17 protein-coding genes and 3 tRNA genes are annotated in these 20,433 nt (G+C 61.3%); 12 read left to right on the top strand and 8 right to left on the bottom strand.

Translation table 11 applies throughout. From position 1 onward, the window contains the following. Nucleotides 1-23: 23 nt before the first annotated feature. The gene (locus JFY56_RS10090) at nt 24-887 is read right to left on the bottom strand and encodes a universal stress protein (protein WP_208313519.1); all 864 of its coding nucleotides are present in this window, start codon (nt 885-887) and stop codon (nt 24-26) included. 183 nt (nt 888-1,070) lie between these two features. On the opposite strand from JFY56_RS10090, the gene miaE reads away from it, so the two are divergent. Further along, entirely contained in the window at nt 1,071-1,676 is a 606-nt protein-coding gene (miaE, locus tag JFY56_RS10085; protein WP_328824854.1) for a tRNA-(ms[2]io[6]A)-hydroxylase, read from the top strand. A 54-nt stretch (nt 1,677-1,730) separates the two neighbouring features. On the opposite strand, the gene JFY56_RS10080 is transcribed toward miaE, so the two are convergent. From JFY56_RS10080 to JFY56_RS10070, 3 genes are all read right to left on the bottom strand, one after another. After that, nucleotides 1,731-1,937, bottom strand: coding sequence for a YgdI/YgdR family lipoprotein (locus JFY56_RS10080; protein WP_208313517.1), 207 nt, complete (start codon nt 1,935-1,937; stop codon nt 1,731-1,733). Nucleotides 1,938-2,017: 80 nt separating this feature from the next. Continuing rightward, a complete protein-coding gene (gene lpxH, locus JFY56_RS10075) occupies nt 2,018-2,761 on the bottom strand; it encodes a UDP-2,3-diacylglucosamine diphosphatase (RefSeq protein ID WP_208313516.1) in 744 nt (247 codons plus the stop codon). A gap of 4 nt (nt 2,762-2,765) precedes the next feature. Beyond that, entirely contained in the window at nt 2,766-3,263 is a 498-nt protein-coding gene (locus tag JFY56_RS10070; protein WP_208313515.1) for a peptidylprolyl isomerase, read from the bottom strand. 125 nt (nt 3,264-3,388) lie between these two features. Here JFY56_RS10070 and JFY56_RS10065 point away from each other — a divergent pair, with 125 nt between their 5' ends. Both JFY56_RS10065 and cysS read left to right on the top strand, forming a co-directional pair. Next, nucleotides 3,389-5,071, top strand: a complete 1,683-nt coding sequence (locus tag JFY56_RS10065) for a glutamine--tRNA ligase/YqeY domain fusion protein (protein ID WP_208313514.1) — start codon at nt 3,389-3,391, stop codon at nt 5,069-5,071. A gap of 2 nt (nt 5,072-5,073) precedes the next feature. Continuing rightward, nucleotides 5,074-6,456 carry a cysteine--tRNA ligase gene (cysS, locus tag JFY56_RS10060; protein ID WP_208313751.1) on the top strand — a complete coding sequence of 461 codons (1,383 nt, stop codon included), beginning with the start codon at nt 5,074-5,076 and terminating at the stop codon, nt 6,454-6,456. A gap of 57 nt (nt 6,457-6,513) precedes the next feature. Here the strand turns inward: cysS and folD are convergent, their stop codons facing one another. Next, nucleotides 6,514-7,368 carry a bifunctional methylenetetrahydrofolate dehydrogenase/methenyltetrahydrofolate cyclohydrolase FolD gene (folD, locus tag JFY56_RS10055; protein ID WP_208313513.1) on the bottom strand — a complete coding sequence of 285 codons (855 nt, stop codon included), beginning with the start codon at nt 7,366-7,368 and terminating at the stop codon, nt 6,514-6,516. Between the two features lie 263 nt (nt 7,369-7,631). Here folD and JFY56_RS10050 point away from each other — a divergent pair. From JFY56_RS10050 to JFY56_RS10010, 9 genes are all read left to right on the top strand, one after another. Then, nucleotides 7,632-7,708: transfer RNA gene (locus tag JFY56_RS10050), tRNA-Arg, on the top strand. A gap of 29 nt (nt 7,709-7,737) precedes the next feature. Next, nucleotides 7,738-7,813 (top strand) — tRNA-His (locus JFY56_RS10045). A 52-nt stretch (nt 7,814-7,865) separates the two neighbouring features. Continuing rightward, a tRNA-Leu gene (locus tag JFY56_RS10040) sits at nt 7,866-7,950 on the top strand. 143 nt (nt 7,951-8,093) lie between these two features. Beyond that, entirely contained in the window at nt 8,094-9,404 is a 1,311-nt protein-coding gene (tig, locus tag JFY56_RS10035; protein ID WP_208313512.1) for a trigger factor, read from the top strand. A 93-nt stretch (nt 9,405-9,497) separates the two neighbouring features. Beyond that, on the top strand, nt 9,498-10,136 hold the full coding sequence (gene clpP, locus JFY56_RS10030; protein ID WP_208313511.1) for an ATP-dependent Clp endopeptidase proteolytic subunit ClpP: 639 nt from the start codon (nt 9,498-9,500) through the stop codon (nt 10,134-10,136). Nucleotides 10,137-10,244: 108 nt separating this feature from the next. Further along, nucleotides 10,245-11,525 (top strand): ATP-dependent Clp protease ATP-binding subunit ClpX, encoded by a 1,281-nt coding sequence (gene clpX / locus JFY56_RS10025; RefSeq protein ID WP_208313510.1) that lies wholly within the window; start codon nt 10,245-10,247, stop codon nt 11,523-11,525. 139 nt (nt 11,526-11,664) lie between these two features. After that, a complete protein-coding gene (gene lon, locus JFY56_RS10020; RefSeq protein WP_208313509.1) occupies nt 11,665-14,061 on the top strand; it encodes an endopeptidase La in 2,397 nt (798 codons plus the stop codon). Nucleotides 14,062-14,196: 135 nt separating this feature from the next. Further along, complete coding sequence (locus JFY56_RS10015) at nt 14,197-14,469, top strand: HU family DNA-binding protein (protein ID WP_208313508.1); 273 nt, start codon at nt 14,197-14,199, stop codon at nt 14,467-14,469. Nucleotides 14,470-14,691: 222 nt separating this feature from the next. Next, a complete protein-coding gene (locus JFY56_RS10010; protein ID WP_208313507.1) occupies nt 14,692-16,569 on the top strand; it encodes a SurA N-terminal domain-containing protein in 1,878 nt (625 codons plus the stop codon). 396 nt (nt 16,570-16,965) lie between these two features. Here JFY56_RS10010 and fabI read toward each other — a convergent pair whose 3' ends face one another. From fabI to JFY56_RS09995, 3 genes are read right to left on the bottom strand one after another with little or no spacing between them, the layout of a single operon-like run. Continuing rightward, nucleotides 16,966-17,763 (bottom strand): enoyl-ACP reductase FabI, encoded by a 798-nt coding sequence (fabI, locus tag JFY56_RS10005; protein WP_208313506.1) that lies wholly within the window; start codon nt 17,761-17,763, stop codon nt 16,966-16,968. Nucleotides 17,764-17,792: 29 nt separating this feature from the next. Then, entirely contained in the window at nt 17,793-19,412 is a 1,620-nt protein-coding gene (locus JFY56_RS10000; RefSeq protein WP_208313505.1) for an ABC transporter ATP-binding protein, read from the bottom strand. Nucleotide 19,413: 1 nt separating this feature from the next. Continuing rightward, a complete protein-coding gene (locus JFY56_RS09995) occupies nt 19,414-20,433 on the bottom strand; it encodes an ABC transporter permease (protein WP_208313504.1) in 1,020 nt (339 codons plus the stop codon).

The raw sequence follows: 20,433 nt of genomic DNA, 5'->3' as shown, positions 1-20,433 counted from the left end.
GGCTTTTTCGTTTTGGCCGGATTTCAGCCCTGGGTAGCCAGTTCTTCCAGATGGGCGGCGATATCATCCGGCTTGAGCACCAGGATGTCGCTTTCCAGGGTGTCCAGCACCACTTCCGCGGTATTGCCGATCAGCGCGCCGGAGAGGCCGGTGCGTGCCACGGTACCGATCACCGTGACGACCGCCTTGAGATTGTTCGCGGCGCGCGGGATCAGCACATCGGCTGGCCCCTCTTCGACATGCAGGCGCTCGTTGTCGATCCCGTATTCGGCCTGGAAGGCCTTGCAGGCTTCGCGATAACGAGCCTCGATGGTTTCGCTGAGCTGGAAGGTCGGGTCGGCAGCCGAAAGCATCGGCGAGGGGTGGGCGGTGATGACGTGCAGCGTGCCATGGGTCAGGTTGGCGATGTCATGGGCGTGGCTGACGATGGTGGAGTGCAGGGTGCGGTGTTCGCTATCGCTGTTGCCCACGTCGACGGCCGCGAGAATGTTGCCGTTGACCCAGGGTTCGGTGTTCTTCACCAGCAGCACCGGGACGGGGCAGTAGCGCAGCAGCTTCCAGTCGTCCGGGGTCAGCAGGGCCTTCTTCAGCGGGTTGTCGGAGACGTGCTGCTTGACCACCAGCCCGCAGCCTTCCGCCTGTTGCTCGGCGATGATGGTGCCGTGCAGGTTGTCCTTCCAGGCTTGCCGCCCGGAGGCGCTGTAGCCTTCCTGGCGCAGACTCTCGGCGAGATCGTTGAGCTGGGCGGCATGATCGCCGCGCTTGTCGCTGACCAGCAGGTGCAGGTGGGATTGCGTGACCTTGGCGATCAGCTTGGCCCGCTTCAGAGCGAGTCCCTCCGGTTGGTTGGGGTCCACAACTACGAGGATGCTACGGATGGCTTGCATGATCGTCTCCCTGATTGCGCGTCTGTATATGGAAACCAACTCTAGTTGCGATCCAGCAATCATGGCGTTGAGATATATCAAGGCATAACTGGCTGCGCCCAGCCGCATTCGTATAATGCTCCGCCTTTGCAGCACCGGCCAGCGCCCAGCCGCTCGTCGGTCAGTTTTCCAGTGGAGTGCATGATGTTGTCTGAAATCAGGGAATTCCTCGGTTGCGCCACCCCCGATGCGTGGGTGCAGGCCGCCTTGCGGGACCAGGAGGTTCTGCTGATCGATCACAAGAACAACGAGTTCAAGGCCGCCAGCACGGCGCTGGCGCTGATCGCCAAGTACAGCACCCATGAGGATCTGGTGAACTTCATGTCGCGCCTGGCCAGAGAAGAGCTGCGCCATCACGAGCAGGTCCTGGCGATTCTCAAGAAGCGCGGGATCGCCCTGCGGCCCATTTCCGCCAGCCGCTATGCATCCGGCCTGCGGGCGGCGGTGCGCAATCATGAGCCCTTCAAGCTGGTCGACACCCTGATCGTCGGCGCCTTCATCGAATGCCGCAGTTGCGAGCGATTCGCCGCGCTGGTGGATCATCTGGATGCCGACCTGGCGAAGTTCTACGGTTCGCTGCTGAAGTCGGAAGCTCGGCACTTCCAGGGTTACCTGAGCCTTGCCCGGCGCTACGGCGATGCGGCCGATATCGACAAGCGCGTGGATCTGATCCGTCACCTGGAGGCGGAGCTGATCAGCGCTCCGGATACCGAATTCCGCTTCCACAGCGGAGTTCCGCTGGCCGCCTGAGTTTCCTGCGAGGAGCCCGCCATGCATGGGCGGGCGCTTCGTTGGAGTGGATTCTCAGCGTTCGATGATCTGCTTGATCTGGCCTTGCGGGATGATCTGCTCGCGCCCCTCATGATCCTTGAAGTGGACCATGCCGCTGTCCTTGTCCAGCCGTGGCTTGTTATCCGTGGCGATAAGCTGGCCGTCGGCCGTGGAGATGAGGTATTCGTTGGAGCAGCCGGCAAGGCAGAGCAGGCCGGCTGCAACCCATATCCAGTGCATGTTCACGATAGGTCCCCGCAAGAGTGGCGATGGCTATCGGAAAGTATAGTTGCCGCCTGATGCGCTCTCGGGGGTGATGCCTATCGCGGCTCGGTGTTTTCCAGGGCGAAGGGAGCCTGCCGCAGGACGCCATCGGCACCGGCTTCCAGCGCCCAGCCCTGACGATCCCAGTCACCAAGGACAATGCGGCGGGCCTTGTGTCCGTCGAAATCGAGTTCGTGGAAGGCGGGGCGATGCGTGTGTCCGTGGATCAGCGTGCGCACGCCGTGCCGGCGCATCAGGTGCGGCACTTCTTCCGGTGTGACGTCGACGATCTCGCTGGCTTTCATCCGCGTCTGCGCGCGGCTCTCCTTGCGCAGCTTGCGTGCCAGCTTGTGGCGGGTGCCGAGCGGCAGGTTGCGCAGGATGAACAGCGTCACTGGGTTGCGCAGCCAGCGGCGCAGGCGCATGTAGGCTTCGTCGCGGGTGCACAGGCTGTCGCCATGCATCAGCAATACCGGCTCGCCGTTCAGCTGGATCACGCTGGGGTCGGAGAGGAGGGTGCAGCCGGCTTCCCGGCAGAACGCCTTGCCGATCAGGAAGTCGCGATTGCCGTGCATCAGGAAGATGCGCGTGCCGCTATCCGCCAGCTCCTTCAGTGCGCTCGCGATGGAGTGCTGGAAGTCGTCCATGCCGTCGTCGCCGATCCAGGCTTCGAAGAAGTCGCCGAGGATGTAGAGGGCCTTGGCCTGGCGGGCGCGGGTGCGGAGGAAATGCAGAAACGCCCGGACTATGTCCGGGCGTTCCGCTTCAAGATGCAAGTCCGAGATGAACAGGACGCTCATCGGCTCATTCGCCGACGATTTCTGCTTTCTCGATGACGACGTCGTCTGCCGGGACGTCCTGGTGGCCGGAGCGCATGGTGGTGGCCACGCCCTTGATCTTGTTGACCACGTCCATGCCGTCGGTCACCTGGCCGAACACGCAGTAGCCCCAGCCCTGCACGGTCGGCGCGCTGTGGTTGAGGAAGTCGTTGTCATTGACGTTGATGAAGAACTGCGCGCTGGCCGAATGCGGTTCCATGGTGCGGGCCATGGCGACGGTGCCAGTCTTGTTGGAGACGCCGTTGTTGGCCTCGTTCTTGATCGGAGCGCGGGTGCTCTTCTGCTTCATGCCCGGCTCGAAGCCGCCACCCTGGATCATGAAGTTGTTGATCACGCGGTGGAAGATGGTGTTGTCGTAGTGCCCGCTCTTCACATACTCCTTGAAGTTGGCCGCCGTTTCCGGGGCCTTGTCTTCGAAGAGTTCCAGGGTGATGACGCCGTAGTTGGTATGCAGCTTGATCATGAGAGGGGTTCCGCTCGTTGGTAAAGAAATCGAAGGCCTGTCGGGGGGTTGACAGCTTCGGCTATGATAAGCGCTTTGGTTTGGCCGGCCTACCCTGGCCGCGCAACAGTATGATCAAGGACCCCATGAGCAAGCCCACCGTCGAACCCAAAGAAAGCACCGTAGCCGCCAACTTCCTGCGCCCCATCGTCCAGGCCGACCTGGACAGCGGCAAGCACCAGAAGATCGTTACCCGCTTTCCGCCGGAGCCCAATGGCTACCTGCATATCGGTCATGCCAAGTCGATCTGTCTGAACTTCGGGCTGGCCAGGGAGTTCGGTGGCGACTGCCATCTGCGGTTCGACGACACCAATCCGGCCAAGGAAGACCAGGAATACATCGACGCCATCGAAAGCGATGTGCGCTGGCTGGGCTTCGAGTGGTCCGGCGAGGTGCGCTATGCGTCCAACTACTTCGATCAGTTGCACGAGTGGGCTCTGCATCTGATCAAGGCCGGCAAGGCGTATGTCTGCGATCTTTCTCCGGAAGAGGCGCGTGCCTATCGCGGCAGCCTGACCGAGCCGGGTCGCAACAGCCCGTTCCGTGATCGCTCCGTCGAGGAAAACCTCGACCTGTTCGCCCGCATGAAGGCGGGCGAGTTCCCAGACGGCACGCGGGCGCTGCGGGCGAAGATCGACATGGCGTCGCCGAACATGAATCTGCGCGACCCGATCCTCTACCGCATCCGTCATGCCAATCACCACCAGACTGGCGACAAGTGGTGCATCTACCCGAGCTACGACTTCACCCACGGTCAGTCGGACGCCATCGAAGGCATCACCCACTCGATCTGCACCCTGGAGTTCGAGGATCACCGTCCGCTCTACGAGTGGTTCCTGGAAAACCTGCCGGTGCCGGCCCAGCCGCGCCAGTACGAGTTCTCCCGGCTGAACCTGAACTACACCATCACCAGCAAGCGCAAGCTCAAGCAACTGGTGGATGAAGGTCATGTGGCCGATTGGGACGATCCGCGCATGTCGACCCTGTCGGGTTATCGCCGTCGCGGCTACACCCCGGAATCGATCCGCAACTTCTGCGAGATGATCGGCGTGAACCGTGCCAGCGGCGTGGTCGATGTCGGCATGCTCGAGTTCAGCATTCGCGATCACCTGGATGCCACCGCGCCGCGCGCCATGTGTGTGCTGCGCCCGTTGAAGGTAGTGATCACCAACTACCCGGAAGGCCAGGTGGAAAACCTCGAACTGCCGCGCCATCCGAAGGAAGACATGGGCGTGCGCGTCCTGCCGTTCTCCCGCGAGCTGTACATCGACGCCGGCGACTACGAGGAAAACCCGCCCAAGGGCTACAAGCGCCTGGAGCCGAACGGCGAGGTGCGCCTGCGCGGCAGCTACGTGATCTGTGCCGACGAGGCGATCAAGGATGCCGACGGCAACATCGTCGAGCTGCGCTGCTCCTACGATCCGGACACCCTCGGCAAGAACCCGGAGGGCCGCAAGGTCAAGGGTGTGATCCATTGGGTGCCGGCCGAAGGCAGCGTCGAGTGCGAAGTGCGTCTGTACGACCGCCTGTTCCGCTCGGCGAACCCGGAAAAAGCCGAAGAGGGCGGCAGCTTCCTCGACAACATCAACCCGAACTCGCTGCAGGTACTGACCGGTTGCCGTGCCGAGCCGTCGCTGGCCCAGGCGGCGCCGGAGGATCGCTTCCAGTTCGAGCGCGAAGGCTACTTCTGTGTCGATCTGAAGGATTCCAAGCCGGGCAAGCCGGTGTTCAACCGTACCGTCACCCTGCGTGACTCCTGGGGTCAATGACTGTGCTGCAGATCTACAACACGCTGAGCAAGACCAAGGAAGACTTCAAACCGCTGGTCGGTAACCAGGTGCGCATGTACGTGTGCGGCATGACTGTCTATGACTTCTGCCATATCGGTCATGCGCGGGTAATGGTGGCGTTCGACGTGGTCGCCCGCTGGCTGCGCCAGCGCGGCTATGACCTGACTTACGTACGCAACATCACCGATATCGACGACAAGATCATCCGCCGCGCCAATGAGAACGGCGAACCGTTCGAGGCGCTGGTCGAGCGCATGATCGCTGCGATGCACGAGGACGAGGCGCGCCTGAGCGTGCTGCGTCCGGACATCGAGCCGCGCGCCACCGGCCATATCGCTGGCATGCACCAGATGATCCAGACCCTGATCGACAAGGGCTTCGCCTATGCCCCGGGCAATGGCGACGTCTACTACCGCGTCGGCAAGTTCGTCGGCTACGGCAAGCTGTCGCGCAAGAAGATCGAGGATCTGCAAATCGGTGCGCGCATCGAGGTCGATGAGTCCAAGGAAGATCCGCTGGACTTCGTGCTCTGGAAAGGCGCCAAGCCGGGCGAGCCGAGCTGGGAATCGCCGTGGGGCGCGGGGCGGCCGGGCTGGCACATCGAGTGCTCGGTGATGTCCACCTGCTGCCTGGGCGAAACCTTCGACATCCATGGTGGCGGCCCGGACCTGGTGTTCCCGCACCACGAGAACGAGATCGCCCAGAGCGAGGCGGCCACCGGCAAGCTCTACGCCAATGCCTGGATGCATGCAGGCGCGGTGCGTGTGGACGGCGAGAAGATGTCCAAGTCCCTGGGCAACTTCTTCACCATTCGCGAGGTGCTGGAGAAGTACCATCCGGAAGTGGTGCGTTATCTGCTGGTATCGAGCCACTACCGCAGTCCGATCAATTACTCGGAAGACAGCCTGAAGGAAGCCAAGGGGGCGTTGGAGCGCTTCTATCACGCGCTGCGTGGCTTGCCGCAGGCTGCCCCTGCCGGTGGCGAGGCATTCGTCGAGCGCTTCGGCGCGGCGATGGACGACGACTTCAATACACCGGAAGCGATGGCGGTGCTGTTCGAGCTGGCCCGCGAGGTCAACCGTCTGCGTGAAAGCGATCTGCAGGCCGCTGCCGGACTGGCGGCTCGTCTGAAGGAGCTGGCGGGGCTGCTGGGTGTGCTGCAGTTGGAGCCGGATGCATTCCTGCAGGCCGGTGCCGAAGGCAAGGTCGATGCGGCTGAAGTCGAAGCGTTGATCCAGGCGCGTCTGGCAGCGCGTGCGGCGAAGAACTGGGCGGAGTCCGACCGTATCCGCGACCAGTTGTCCGCCATGGGCGTAGTGCTGGAAGACGGGAAGGGTGGGACTACCTGGCGTCTTGCCGAGTAATCCGGAGTCCTGGACATGAAAAAGGCCGCTGATGCGGCCTTTTTCGTTTTTCGTCGATCAGCCGTGCAATTGCTCGGCGGCGTACAGGGTGTTTTCCAGCAGGCAGGCGCGGGTCATCGGGCCTACGCCGCCCGGCACCGGGGTGATCCAGCTGGCGCGCTGTGCGGCGACGTCGTATTCCACGTCGCCTACCAGACGGCCATCGGCCTGGCGATTGATGCCCACGTCGATGACGATGGCGCCTTCCTTGATCCATTCGCCTTTCACCAGGCCGGGCTTGCCGGCGGCGACCACCACCAGATCGGCCTGGCGCACGTGCTCGGCGAGATCGCGGGTGAAGCGGTGGGTAACCGTCACGGTGCAGCCGCCGAGCAGCAGTTCGAGAGCCATGGGGCGGCCGACGATATTGGAGGCGCCGACCACTACTGCGTTCATGCCGTACAGGTCGACTCCGGTGCTGGCCAGCAGGGTCATGATGCCTTTCGGGGTGCACGGGCGCAGCAGGGGGATGCGCTGGGCCAGGCGGCCGACGTTGTAGGGGTGGAAACCGTCCACGTCCTTGTCCGGATTGATGCGTTCGAGCAGTTGCGAGGCGTCGAGGTGCTCCGGCAGTGGCAACTGGACGAGAATGCCGTCGATGGCCGGATCGGCATTCAGGCGGTCGATCAGGGCGAGCAGGTCGTCCTGGGTGGTGTCTGCGGGGAGATCGTAGGCCTGGGAAAGGAAGCCGACCTCTTCGCAATCCTTGCGCTTGTGCGCGACATAGACCTGAGAGGCGGGGTCGCTGCCGACCAGGATCACGGCCAGGCCGGGAATGCGCAGCCCTTGCTGGCGTCGTTCGATGACGCGTTGGGCTATCTGCTGGCGGAGGCTGGCGGCGATCGCTTTGCCGTCGATCAGTTGTGCAGTCATGTCGGAGGGCAAACCTTCGAGTCGGGAAAAAATGGATGCGCATTTTCGCACGCTCACCCCCGAAGGCAAAGGCGCAGCCCCATCGATTTACCGTAACTCCTTTATCTCAATGAAATTTTTTTAAAAAAACCGTTGACGACATTTGGCCTCATCGATAACATGCGCCCCGCTTGTCGAGCACAGCCTGATGCAAGATAAGAAGGCAATGCGAACCGGTTCAGTGGTTTACGCTGTTCTGCTTAGCAAGGGTTGCAGCCACTAAAGCGCCCGTAGCTCAGCTGGATAGAGCATCCGCCTTCTAAGCGGATGGTCGCAGGTTCGAGTCCTGCCGGGCGCGCCAGATGGCGGTCGGCACAAGCATGTAATATGGTGGGCGTAGCTCAGTTGGTAGAGCACAGGATTGTGGCTCCTGGTGTCGTGGGTTCGATTCCCATCGTCCACCCCATATTCCGAAGCGCCAGGCCCAGAGCCTGGCGTTTTCGTTTCTGCGATTCCCTGCGGACGTGGTGAAATTGGTAGACACGCTGGATTTAGGTTCCAGTGGCGCAAGCTGTGAGAGTTCGAGTCTCTCCGTCCGCACCATCTTTCCCGATATCAAATCTCGCGCATCCGTGAATTTCCGCGCGCTCCGGCAGGGTGACTTCTGCATTTCTACCTACTAGAATGCTGCCCCTGAATTCTGGGGCCGGAACGACCGGCTTACGTCTGTGCCACGAGGAATATCCATGCAAGTTTCTGTAGAAAGCACCTCCGCTCTTGAGCGCCGCATGACCGTTGGCGTGCCGGCCGAGCGTATCGAGACCGAAGTGAACAAGCGTCTGCAGCAGACTGCTCGTCGCGCCAAGGTTCCTGGTTTCCGTCCTGGCAAGGTGCCGATGAGCGTCATTCGCCAGCGTTACGAAGCGTCCGCTCGTCAGGAAGCTCTGGGTGACCTGATTCAGGAAACCTTCTATGAAGCCGTTGTCGAGCAGAAGCTGAATCCGGCTGGTGCGCCGTCCGTCGAGCCGAAAGTGTTCGAAAAGGAAAAAGGCCTGGAATACGTCGCTACCTTCGAAGTCTTCCCGGAGTTCCAGGTTGCCGGCTTCGACGGTATCAATGTCGAGCGTCTGCAGGCTGACGTTGGCGACGCCGACGTCGACAACATGCTGGAAATCCTGCGCAAGCAGAACACCCGCTTCGAAGCCGTCGAGCGCGCCGCGCAGAACGACGACCAACTGAACATCGACTTCGTCGGCAAGATCGACGGCGAAGCCTTCGCTGGCGGTTCCGCCAAGGGCACCCTGCTGGTGCTGGGTTCCGGCCGCATGATTCCGGGCTTCGAAGAAGGCCTGGTTGGCGCCAAGGCAGGTGAAGAGCGCGTTCTCACCCTGAGCTTCCCCGAGGACTACCAGAACCTCGACCTGGCCGGCAAGGCTGCCGAGTTCACCGTTACCGTGAACAGCGTCAGCGAGCCGAAGCTGCCGGAACTGAACGAAGAGTTCTTCGGTCTGTTCGGCATCAAGGAAACCACCCTGGAAGGCTTCCGCACCGAAGTTCGCAAGAACATGGATCGCGAACTGCGCCAGGCCATCAAGTCCAAGGTCAAGAACCAGGTAATGGAAGGCCTGCTGTCCACCAATCCGATCGAAGTGCCGAAGGCGCTGGTGGGCAACGAGATCAATCGTCTGCGCGTGCAGGCTGTCCAGCAGTTCGGTGGCAACATCAACCCGGATCAACTGCCGGCAGAACTGTTCGAAGAGCAGGCCAAGCGCCGTGTGGTGCTGGGTCTGATCGTTGCCGAACTGGTCAAGCAGCACGAGCTGAAGGCCGACGAAGCCCGCGTTCGCGAAATGATCGAAGAAATGGCTTCCGCCTACCAGGAGCCCGAGCAAGTTGTTGCCTGGTATTACAAAAATGACCAGCAGCTGAACGAAGTTCGCTCGGTTGTACTGGAAGAACAAGTCGTGGATACTGTCCTGCAGAAGGCCAATGTGACCGATAAGCAGGTATCGTACGAAGACGCGGTCAAGCCTGCTGAAGCTCCGAAAGCGGCCTGATTCTTCTCTTCGCTCGATCCGTCATAAGCCAGCCTTCGGGCTGGCTTATGCGTCTTTGAGACATGACAATCCATAAGGGAGTGATCGTCGGACATGCCCCATAATCCTTTCATGCCGCAGGTTCCAGATATCCAGGCTACCGGCCTCGTGCCGATGGTGGTCGAGCAGTCCGCCCGTGGCGAGCGTTCCTACGATATCTATTCGCGCCTGTTGAAAGAGCGGGTGATTTTCCTGGTCGGCCAGGTCGAGGACTACATGGCCAACCTGGTGGTTGCCCAGTTGCTGTTCCTCGAGGCAGAGAACCCGGACAAGGATATCCACCTCTATATCAACTCCCCGGGTGGCTCGGTTACCGCTGGCATGTCGATCTACGACACCATGCAGTTCATCAAGCCGGACGTTTCCACCATCTGCATCGGCCAGGCCTGCAGCATGGGGGCGTTGCTGCTGGCTGGCGGCGCGGCCAACAAGCGTTATTGCCTGCCGCACTCGCGCATGATGATTCACCAGCCGCTGGGCGGTTTCCAGGGCCAGGCTTCGGATATCGAAATTCACGCCAAGGAAATTCTGTTCATTCGTGAGCGCCTGAATCAGGTGCTGGCTCACCACACCGGCCAGCCGCTCGACGTGATTGCCCGCGATACCGACCGTGACCGCTTCATGAGCGGCGACGATGCAGTCAAGTACGGCCTGATCGATCAGGTTCTGACTCAGCGCCAACAGGTCAGCTGAGGTCTTCCGCTATAAGGCGGCCGGGTTTCCGGCCGCGTCGCGGGCTTGAAAATGCCCGCATTTGCCTTCATCTTGTGTTGCAAGCCTACCCCCGATTGGAACGATCGAATGACTGATACCCGCAACGGCGAGGACAACGGCAAGCTGCTGTATTGCTCCTTCTGCGGCAAGAGCCAGCACGAAGTGCGCAAGTTGATTGCCGGCCCCTCGGTCTTTATCTGCGACGAGTGCGTCGACCTGTGCAATGACATCATCCGCGAGGAGGTGCAGGAGGCACAGGCGGAGAGCAGTGCGCACAAGCTTCCGGCGCCGAAAGAGATTCGCACCATTCTCGATCAGTACGTGATCGGCCAGGAACGCGCGAAGAAAGTGCTGGCGGTAGCGGTATACAACCACTACAAGCGCCTCAATCAGCGCGAGCGCAAGGACGATGTCGAGCTGGGCAAGAGCAACATCCTGCTGATCGGCCCCACCGGTTCGGGCAAGACCCTGCTTGCCGAAACGCTGGCGCGCCTGCTCAACGTGCCCTTCACCATCGCTGACGCCACCACGCTGACCGAAGCCGGTTACGTGGGTGAGGATGTCGAGAACATCATCCAGAAGCTGTTGCAGAAGTGCGATTACGATGTAGAGAAGGCCCAGATGGGCATCGTCTATATCGATGAGATCGATAAGATTTCCCGCAAATCCGACAATCCGTCGATTACCCGCGACGTGTCGGGTGAAGGCGTGCAGCAGGCACTGCTGAAGCTGATCGAAGGTACCGTTGCCTCGGTTCCGCCGCAGGGTGGTCGCAAGCACCCGCAGCAGGAATTCCTGCAGGTCGATACCCGCAATATCCTGTTCATCTGCGGTGGCGCGTTCGCTGGCCTGGAAAAGGTCATCCAGAACCGTTCCACCAAGGGCGGCATCGGCTTCAACGCCGAAGTACGCAGCCCGGATATGGGCAAGAAAGTGGGCGAAGCGCTGCGCGAGGTGGAGCCGGAGGATCTGGTCAAGTTCGGCCTGATTCCGGAGTTCGTCGGCCGCCTGCCGATCATCGCGACGCTCGACGAGCTGGATGAGGCTGCCCTGATGCAGATTCTCACCGAGCCGAAGAATGCGCTCACCAAGCAGTACGCCAAGCTCTTCGAAATGGAAGGGGTGGATCTGGAGTTTCGTCCGGATGCGCTCAAGGCCGTGGCCCGCAAGGCGCTGGAGCGCAAGACCGGTGCCCGTGGCCTGCGTTCCATCCTCGAAGGCATGCTGCTCGATACCATGTACGAGATTCCGTCACAGACGGATGTCAGCAAGGTGGTCATCGATGAGAGCGTGATCGACGGATCGTCCCAGCCACTGTTGATCTACGAAAACACCGAGCAGCCAGCAAAGGCTGCACCTGAAGCATAAGAAAAAGGGGCCCGTCGGCCCCTTTTTCTTTCCCTATCTTCCATCTACCGCGCTTGTTTTTTCCCTGGCCTAACCCCATCTTAGGCCCAAGGGTTTTCCCACTCGTTTTTGGCCAAGAGCCGCTGTAGAGCCGAATATCATGAAAACACTCGTCGAGTTGCCCCTGCTTCCCCTGCGTGACGTAGTGGTGTATCCGCACATGGTCATCCCGCTGTTCGTCGGTCGGGAGAAGTCCATCGAGGCCCTTGAGGCCGCAATGACCAGTGACAAGCAGATCCTGCTCCTGGCGCAGAAGAACCCCGCCGATGACGATCCGGGCGAAGACGGGCTCTACCGCATGGGGACCGTGGCCACCGTATTGCAGTTGCTCAAGCTCCCGGACGGTACGGTCAAGGTGCTGGTCGAAGGTGAGCAGCGCGGTCAGGTCGAGCGCTTTGTCGAGAAAGACGCCCATTGCCGTGCCGAGGTGTCGATCCTCGATGAGGAGCCGGTCGGCGAGCGGGAGTCGGAAGTCTTCATTCGCAGCCTCCTGAGCCAGTTCGAGCAGTACGTGCAACTGGGCAAGAAGGTGCCTGCCGAGGTCCTTTCCTCCCTGAACAGCATCGATGAGCCCGGCCGCCTGGTAGACACCATGGCGGCGCACATGGCGCTGAAGATCGAGCAGAAGCAGGAAATCCTCGAGATCACCGGGCTGTCTGCACGCGTCGAGCACGTGCTCGCGATGCTCGACGCCGAGATCGACCTGCTGCAGGTCGAGAAGCGCATTCGTGGCCGCGTCAAGAAGCAAATGGAGCGTAGTCAGCGCGAGTACTACCTCAACGAGCAGATGAAGGCCATCCAGAAAGAGCTGGGTGATATCGATGAAGGGCATAACGAAGTCGATGACCTGAAGCGTCGAATCGACGAGGCGGGTTTGAGCAAAGAGGCTCTTGCCAAGGCCAATGCCGAGCTGAACAAGCTGAAGCAGATGTCGCCGATGTCCGCCGAGGCGACCGTGGTGCGCTCGTACATCGACTGGCTCGTCAACGTACCGTGGAAGGCCGAGAGCAAGGTTCGCCTTGACCTGGCTCGCGCCGAGGAAATTCTCGATGCCGACCACTACGGCCTGGAAGAGGTGAAGGAGCGAATCCTTGAATACCTCGCCGTGCAGAAGCGCGTGAAGAAGATCAAGGGCCCGGTGCTTTGCCTGGTCGGCCCGCCGGGCGTGGGCAAGACCTCGCTGGCGGAGTCGATCGCTCGTGCCACCAATCGCAAGTTCGTGCGCATGGCGCTCGGTGGTGTGCGGGATGAGGCCGAGATTCGCGGTCACCGTCGCACCTACATCGGCTCCATGCCGGGCCGCCTGGTCCAGAAGCTGACCAAGGTTGGAGTGCGCAACCCGCTGTTCCTGCTCGACGAGATCGACAAGATGGGCAGCGACATGCGTGGCGATCCCGCTTCGGCTCTGCTGGAGGTGCTGGACCCGGAGCAGAATCACAATTTCAACGATCACTATCTCGAGGTCGACTACGACCTGTCGGACGTGATGTTCCTCTGCACGGCCAACTCCATGAACATCCCGGCACCGTTGCTGGATCGTATGGAAGTCATCCGTCTGCCGGGCTACACCGAGGACGAGAAGGTCAATATCGCCTCGAAATATCTTGTGCCAAAGCAGACCGAAGTTAACGGGCTGAAAAAGGGCGAGCTCAGTTTTGAAGAGGCTGCGATCCGCGACATCATCCGCTATTACACCCGCGAAGCCGGGGTGCGCAGCCTGGAACGGCAGATCGCCAAGGTTTGCCGCAAGGCGGTGAAGGAGGGCGGCAAGGCCAAGCGTATCAATGCCGTGGTGACGCCTGACAACCTGGAGAACTATCTGGGTGTGCGCCGGTTCCGTTACGGTCTGGCCGAACAGCAGGACCAGGTAGGGCAGGTGACCGGTCTGGCCTGGACCCAGGTGGGCGGCGAGCTGCTGACCATCGAGTCGGCGATCGTTCCCGGCAAGGGGCAGCTGACCAAGACCGGCTCCCTTGGCGATGTCATGGCGGAATCCATTACCGCGGCATTGACCGTGGTGCGCAGCAGGGCGAAGAGCCTGGGGATTCCTGCGGACTTCCACGAGAAGCAGGACATCCATATCCACGTGCCGGAAGGCGCCACGCCCAAGGACGGTCCGAGTGCGGGTATCGGCATGTGCACCGCGCTGGTTTCCGCGATCACCCAGATTCCGGTTCGCGCCGATGTGGCCATGACCGGCGAGATCACCCTACGTGGCCAAGTGCTAGCCATTGGTGGATTGAAAGAGAAATTATTGGCAGCGCATCGGGGTGGAATCAAAACTGTGATCATTCCGGAAGAAAATGTCCGGGATCTCAGGGAAATTCCTGACAATATTAAGGCAGATCTTGTTATTAAACCGGTTAAATGGATTGACGAAGTCCTGCAAATTGCGCTGCAATACGCGCCGGAGCCCTTGTCCGATGCGGCTCCCGAGATGGTAGCAAAGGATGACAAGCGTGAGTCTGATTCCAAGGAGCGAATCAGCACGCATTAGCCGGAAGGCTTTCTTGACACTGTTTTTGAGCCCTTGTTATAAAGCGGCACTTGCTTTGTCAGTTGGCAAACCAGCACCCGTTTTGCTTTTACCTTACACCTAGAAATAAGCTCAACAGAAATAAGGGGACTTAGAGTGAACAAGTCGGAACTGATCGATGCAATTGCCGCATCTGCTGATATCCCGAAAGCTGTTGCCGGTCGCGCACTGGACGCAGTGATCGAGTCTGTAACTGGCGCCCTGAAGGCCGGTGACTCCGTCGTGCTGGTAGGCTTCGGTACCTTCGCAGTGAAGGAACGCGCTGCTCGCACCGGTCGCAACCCGCAAACCGGCAAGCCAATCAAGATCGAAGCTGCCAAGATCCCGGGCTTCAAAGCCGGTAAAGCCCTCAAGGATGCCGTAAACTAAGCGTCTTTTTGGACTTGACCTTGCCGGTCGGGCTCGCCTGATTCGGTCGCGGAGCGGTAGTTCGTAGCTTTCTGCTTACTGACTACTGAAGGTCACGGGGGAAACCCGATGCTCCGTTAGTTACGAGAAGGCGCATCCACGGATGCGCCTTTCTTATGTCCGCATTTTTTACCCACGCCGCGTCGTCATCGACGCCAGGCCGTGGCCGCTTGTGGGGGCCGCATGCTGCAAAACATCAGGGACAATTCTCAAGGCTGGATCGCCAAGACCATCATCGGTGTCATCGTCGTGCTGATGGCGTTGACCGGTTTCGATGCCATCATTCGTGCGACCAACCATGAGAACGTCGCTGCCAAGGTAAACGGCGAGGACATCACCACTGCCGAGCTACAGCAGGCGGTCGAAATGCAGCGTCGCCAGCTCATGCAGCGCCTGGGCAAGGACTTCGACGCTTCGCTGCTGGATGAAAAGCTGCTCAAGGAGGCTGCGCTCAAGGGCCTGCTGGAGCGGAAGCTGCTCCTTCTGGCTGCCAAGGACGACAAGTTCGCTTTCTCCCAGCAAGCCCTGGATCAGGTGATCCTGCAAACCCCCGAATTCCAGATCGACGGCAAGTTCAGTGCTGACCGTTTTGATCAGGTGATCCGCCAGATGGGTTACGGCCGTATGCAGTTCCGCCAGATGCTCGAGCAGGAAATGCTCATCGGCCAGCTGCGTGCCGGTATTGCTGGTAGCGGTTTCGTGACCGATTCCGAGCTGCAGGCATTCGCCCGTCTGGAACGGCAGGCTCGTGATTTCGCGACCCTGACCTTCAAGGCCGACTCGAGCAAGATCAAGATCGAGGATGCAGACATCAAGGCCTACTACGATGCGCATCGTGGCGAATTCATGAGCCCCGATCAGGTCGTCGTCGATTACGTGGAACTGAAGAAGTTGTCCTTCTTCGACCAGGTTGAGGCCAAGCAGGAAGATCTCGACGCGCTGTATCAGAAGGAGATCGCCAACCTCTCCGAGCAGCGTGACGCCGCGCACATCCTCATCGAGGTCAATGACAAGCAGAATCAGGAACAGGCCAAGGCCAAGATCGACGAGATCAAGGCTCGCCTGGACAAGGGCGAAGATTTCGCCAAGCTGGCCAAGGAGCTGTCCAATGACACCGGCTCCGCTACCAGTGGCGGTGACCTGGGTTATGCCGGTCGTGGCGTCTACGATCCTGTCTTCGAGGATGCTCTCTACGCCCTGAAGAGCAAGGGTGACGTCTCCGCTCCGGTGCAAACCCAGTACGGTTGGCACCTGATCAAGCTCTTGGGCGTCCAGGCGCCGGAAGTTCCGAGTTTCGAGAGCCTGAAGCCGAAGCTGGAGCGCGAGGTCAAGGGCCAACTGGTCGAGCAGCGCTTCGTCGATACTACCAAGCAACTGGAAAGTGCGGCCTACGAGGCCTCCGATCTGGCTCAACCAGCCCAGGACCTGGGTCTGAAGGTGCAGACCAGCAAGCCGTTCGGTCGTGAGGGCGGCGAAGGTATCGCTGCCAATCGCCAGGTGGTACAGGCAGCGTTCAGCACCGAGGTGCTCGAAGACGGCGCGAACAGCGGCTCGATCGAACTGGACCCGAATACCGTCGTAGTCCTGCGCGTGAAGGAGCATCGCAAGCCCGAGCAGCAATCGCTCGAGCAGGTGACTGCCGCCATTCGCGAACGCCTGCAGCACGAACATGCGGCCGCCGATGCGAAAGCCCGTGGCGAAGCCCTGCTGGCCGGTCTGCGTGAAGGCAAGACGCCGGTCGGTCAGGCTCAGGACGGGCAGACCTGGAACGTGGTCGAGGCAGCTTCCCGCAGCCAGGAAGGCGTCGATCCGGTTCTGCTGCAACAGGCATTCCGCATGGTTCGCCCGGTTTCGGCAGACAAGCCGACCTTCTCCGGTGTGAGCATGGCCAATGGCGATTACGTGCTGGTGCGCCTGAATGGCGTCAGCGAGCCGACCGAGGCCATGAGCGACGAAGAGAAGACCATGTATCGCCGCTTCCTCGCTTCGCGCAGTGGACAGGAAGACTTCGCGGCATTCCGCCGTCAGCTGGAACAGCAGGCGGAGATCGAGAAGTTCTGATCTTCAGGCAAGCATGAAAAGGGGCCGCAATAGCGGCCCCTTTTTCATTCTTCGCGGGAAGACAGGGAGGGCGACACCAAAGTGCAGGAGCAACTGTCTTGCATCCTGCGTCGCTACGTGGCTGGGCCGGAACCTGCGTAGGTTGGTGCTGAACGCAGTGAAGCCCAACGATGGCGATGTTGGGCTTCGCGTTGCTCAGCGCCAGCCTACGGCGGGCATTGCAGCCCGTAGCGGGCTATGCCCGCAATTCGCGCCCATGGGGCGCTCCTACAGACGCTCTCCAGCCGACACGCGGGAACGCCAGGGAAGAAGCTCTTTCTCATTTGTGCCCAATTGGGCAGCGGAAATGAAAAAGGCCGCATTGCGCGGCCTTCTTCAATCGGTGAGCGGAGAGGCTTATTCCTCGTCTATCTGACCCATGGCGGTGGTGTTGAAGCCGCCATCGACGTAGAGGATCTCGCCGCTGATGCCGCTGGCCAGATCGGAGCAGAGGAAGGCGCCGGCGTTGCCGACTTCATCGATGGTCACGTTGCGGCGCAGGGGGGTCTGGCGCTCGTTGGCGGCGAGCATCTTGCGGAAGCTCTTGATGCCGGAGGCAGCCAGGGTGCGGATCGGGCCTGCGGAGACGGCGTTGACGCGGGTGCCTTCCGGGCCGAGGCTGCCGGCCAGGTAGCGTACGCCGGCTTCCAGGCTGGCCTTGGCCATGCCCATCACGTTGTAGTTCGGCATGGTGCGCTCGGCGCCCAGGTAGGAGAGGGTCAGCAGGCTGCCGTTGCGACCCTTCATCATCTCGCGACCGGCCTTGGCCAGGGCGACGAAGCTGTAGGCGCTGATGTCGTGGGCGATCTTGAAGCCTTCGCGGGTGGTGACTTCGGTGAAGTCGCCGTCCAGTTGGTCACCGGGAGCGAAGCCTACGGAGTGAACGATGACGTCCAGGCCGTCCCACTTCTTGCCGAGCTCGCGGAACACCGCTTCGATCTCGGCATCGTTGGCTACGTCGCACGGGAAGCACATCTCTGCGCTGGAGCCCCAGCCAGCAGCGAATTCTTCGACGCGGCCCTTCAGCTTGTCGTTCTGGTAGGTGAAGGCGAGTTCTGCGCCCTCGCGGTGCATCGCGGCGGCGATACCCGAGGCGATGGACAGTTTGCTGGCGACGCCAACGATCAGCACGCGTTTACCGGCGAGAAAACCCATGTTCGTTCCTTCCTCTTTCTGGTCGATCGTTAATCGGCTCCTGCCGGGGCCATGAAAGCGGCTTCCAGCAGTTGCTGAGTGTAAGAATGTTGCGGGGCGGCGAAGACCTGCTGCGCCGGGCCTTGTTCGACCACCTTGCCATGCCTGATCACCATCAACTGGTGGCTCAGGGCCTTCACCACCGCGAGATCGTGGCTGATGAAGAGGTAGGTCAGGTTGTACTTGGCCTGCAAACGCCGCAGAAGTTCCACCACCTGGCGCTGAACGGTCCGGTCGAGCGCCGATGTGGGCTCATCCAGCAAGATCAGTGCCGGCTTCAAAACCAATGCACGGGCAATGGCGATGCGCTGCCGTTGCCCTCCGGAAAATTCGTGAGGGTAGCGGTGCCGGGTTTCCGGATCCAGACCTACCTCCACCAGTGCCGCAATGATCGCCTGTTCCTGCTCCTCGCGACTACCGATGCCATGGATATCCAGGCCCTCGCCGACGATCTGGCCCACCGACATGCGTGGGCTGAGACTGCCGAAGGGGTCCTGGAAGACCACCTGCATCTGCCGGCGCAGCGGCCGTACGGCACTCTGCGTCAGGCCGTCCAGGGTGTTGCCCTCGAAGTGGATGGCGCCCCGACTCTCGATCAGTCGGAGGATGGCCAGGCCGAGGGTGGACTTGCCGGAGCCGCTTTCGCCGACGATGCCCAGGGTCTGTCCCTTGGGCAGGCTGAAATCGACACCGTCCACTGCCTTGACATGGTCCACCGTGCGCCGGAACACCCCTTTCTTGATCGGGAACCACACGCGCAGGTCATCCACCTTCAGCAAAACCGGCCCCGGCGGGTTGTCCGCAGGGCTGCCGCTTGGCTCGGCGCCGAGCAATTCCCTGGTGTAGGAATGCTGCGGCGCCTGGAACAGGTTTTCACACAACGCTTGTTCGACGATGCGACCGCGCTGCATGACACATACCCGATGCGCAATTCTTCGCACCAGGTTGAGATCGTGGGTGATCAGCAGCAGCGCCATGCCCAGGCGTTCCTGCAATTCCCGCAGCAGATCGAGGATTTTCAGCTGCACGGTGACGTCGAGCGCGGTGGTCGGCTCGTCGGCGATCAGCAGTTCCGGTTCGCAGGCCAGGGCCATGGCGATCATCACCCGCTGCCGCTGGCCGCCGGAAAGCTCGTGCGGATAGGCCTTCAGCCGGCTTTCCGGGTTGGGAATGCCGACCAGTTCGAGCAGCTCCAGGGTGCGCGCGCGCGCCTGTGGGCCGTTCATGCCCTTGTGCAGGGCGAGGACTTCGCCGATCTGCTTCTCGATGCAGTGCAGCGGATTCAGCGAGGTCATCGGCTCCTGGAAGACCATGGCGATGCGGTTGCCGCGGACTCGCCGCAGCTTGCCTTCCGGCTCGCGCAGCAGATCCTTGCCGGCGTAGTGGACGGTGCCGCTGGGGTGGCGCGCGGTGGGGTAGGGCAGCAGGCGCAGGATGGAATGCGCGGTCACCGACTTGCCCGAGCCGCTCTCGCCGACCAGGGCCAGGGTCTCGCCCTTGCGGATGTCGAAATTGACGCCATCGACGGCGCGCACCACTTCGTTGCCACAGAGGAATTCCACCGACAGGTCGCGTACTTCGATCAGGTTTTCGCTGTTCTGCTGGCTCATTTCATTTCCTCGGGTCGAAAGCGTCGCGGGCGGCTTCGCCGATGAACACCAGCAGACTGAGCATCACCGCGAGCACGACGAAGGCGCTGATGCCCAGCCAGGGCGCCTGCAGGTTCGACTTGCCCTGGGCGACCAGTTCGCCCAGCGACGGTGCGCCGGCCGGCAGGCCGAAGCCGAGAAAGTCCAGTGAGGTGAGGGTGCCGATGGCGCCGGTGAGGATGAATGGCATGAAGGTCAGGGTGGAGATCATCGCGTTGGGCAGGATATGGCGGAACATGATCATCCCGTTGCGCATGCCCAGCGCCCGCGCGGCGCGCACGTATTCGAGGTTGCGTCCGCGGAGGAACTCGGCGCGCACCACATCGACCAGGCTCATCCAGGAGAACAGCAGCATCAGGCCGAGCAGCCACCAGAAGTTCGGTTGCACGAAGCTGGCGAGGATGATCAGCAGGTAGAGCACCGGCAGGCCCGACCAGATTTCCAGGAAGCGCTGGCCGAGCAGATCGACCCAGCCACCGTAGAAGCCTTGCAGGGCGCCAACCAGCACGCCGATCAGCGAGCTGAGGATGGTCAGCGTCAGGGCGAACAGCACCGAAATGCGGAAGCCATAGATCACCCGCGCCGTCACGTCGCGCGCCTGGTCGTCGGTGCCCAGCCAGTTTTCCGCGCTCGGCGGCGCGGGGGCGGGTACGCGCAGGTCGTAGTTGATGGTGTCGTAGCTGAACGGGATCGGCGGCCAGAGTATCCAGCCGTTCTTGTCGTCGATCAGCTGGCGGATGTAGGGGCTCTTGTAGTTGGCCTCCATGGGGAATTCACCGCCGAAGGTGGTTTCCGGATAGCGCTTGAAGGCCGGGAAATACCACTCGCCGTCATAGCGCACGGCCAGCGGCTTGTCGTTGGCGATCAGCTCGGCGCCCAGGCTGAGGCCGAACAGGATGAGGAACAACCAGAGCGACCACCAGCCGCGCTTGTTGCTCTTGAAGCGCGCCCAGCGGCGCAGGTTGATGGGGGACAGGCGCAT

This window comes from Pseudomonas schmalbachii, assembly GCF_017589465.1.
GTDB lineage: Bacteria > Pseudomonadota > Gammaproteobacteria > Pseudomonadales > Pseudomonadaceae > Pseudomonas > Pseudomonas schmalbachii.
This window is presented reverse-complemented; position numbering and strand designations above follow the sequence as displayed.

What these genes read in the sequence shown, in the direction of transcription:
- clpP (WP_208313511.1), top strand. Translation starts at nt 9,498, where the DNA reads ATGCCCCATAATCCTTTCATGCCGCAGGTTCCAGATATCCAGGCTACC.
- JFY56_RS10000 (WP_208313505.1), bottom strand. Translation starts at nt 19,412, where the DNA reads ATGAGCCAGCAGAACAGCGAAAACCTGATCGAAGTACGCGACCTGTCG.
- fabI (WP_208313506.1), bottom strand. Translation starts at nt 17,763, where the DNA reads ATGGGTTTTCTCGCCGGTAAACGCGTGCTGATCGTTGGCGTCGCCAGC.
- lon (WP_208313509.1), top strand. Translation starts at nt 11,665, where the DNA reads ATGAAAACACTCGTCGAGTTGCCCCTGCTTCCCCTGCGTGACGTAGTG.
- clpX (WP_208313510.1), top strand. Translation starts at nt 10,245, where the DNA reads ATGACTGATACCCGCAACGGCGAGGACAACGGCAAGCTGCTGTATTGC.
- JFY56_RS10065 (WP_208313514.1), top strand. Translation starts at nt 3,389, where the DNA reads ATGAGCAAGCCCACCGTCGAACCCAAAGAAAGCACCGTAGCCGCCAAC.
- JFY56_RS09995 (WP_208313504.1), bottom strand. Translation starts at nt 20,433, where the DNA reads ATGCGCCTGTCCCCCATCAACCTGCGCCGCTGGGCGCGCTTCAAGAGC.
- folD (WP_208313513.1), bottom strand. Translation starts at nt 7,368, where the DNA reads ATGACTGCACAACTGATCGACGGCAAAGCGATCGCCGCCAGCCTCCGC.
- miaE (WP_328824854.1), top strand. Translation starts at nt 1,071, where the DNA reads ATGTTGTCTGAAATCAGGGAATTCCTCGGTTGCGCCACCCCCGATGCG.
- JFY56_RS10080 (WP_208313517.1), bottom strand. Translation starts at nt 1,937, where the DNA reads ATGCACTGGATATGGGTTGCAGCCGGCCTGCTCTGCCTTGCCGGCTGC.
- tig (WP_208313512.1), top strand. Translation starts at nt 8,094, where the DNA reads ATGCAAGTTTCTGTAGAAAGCACCTCCGCTCTTGAGCGCCGCATGACC.
- JFY56_RS10090 (WP_208313519.1), bottom strand. Translation starts at nt 887, where the DNA reads ATGCAAGCCATCCGTAGCATCCTCGTAGTTGTGGACCCCAACCAACCG.
- JFY56_RS10010 (WP_208313507.1), top strand. Translation starts at nt 14,692, where the DNA reads ATGCTGCAAAACATCAGGGACAATTCTCAAGGCTGGATCGCCAAGACC.
- JFY56_RS10070 (WP_208313515.1), bottom strand. Translation starts at nt 3,263, where the DNA reads ATGATCAAGCTGCATACCAACTACGGCGTCATCACCCTGGAACTCTTC.
- lpxH (WP_208313516.1), bottom strand. Translation starts at nt 2,761, where the DNA reads ATGAGCGTCCTGTTCATCTCGGACTTGCATCTTGAAGCGGAACGCCCG.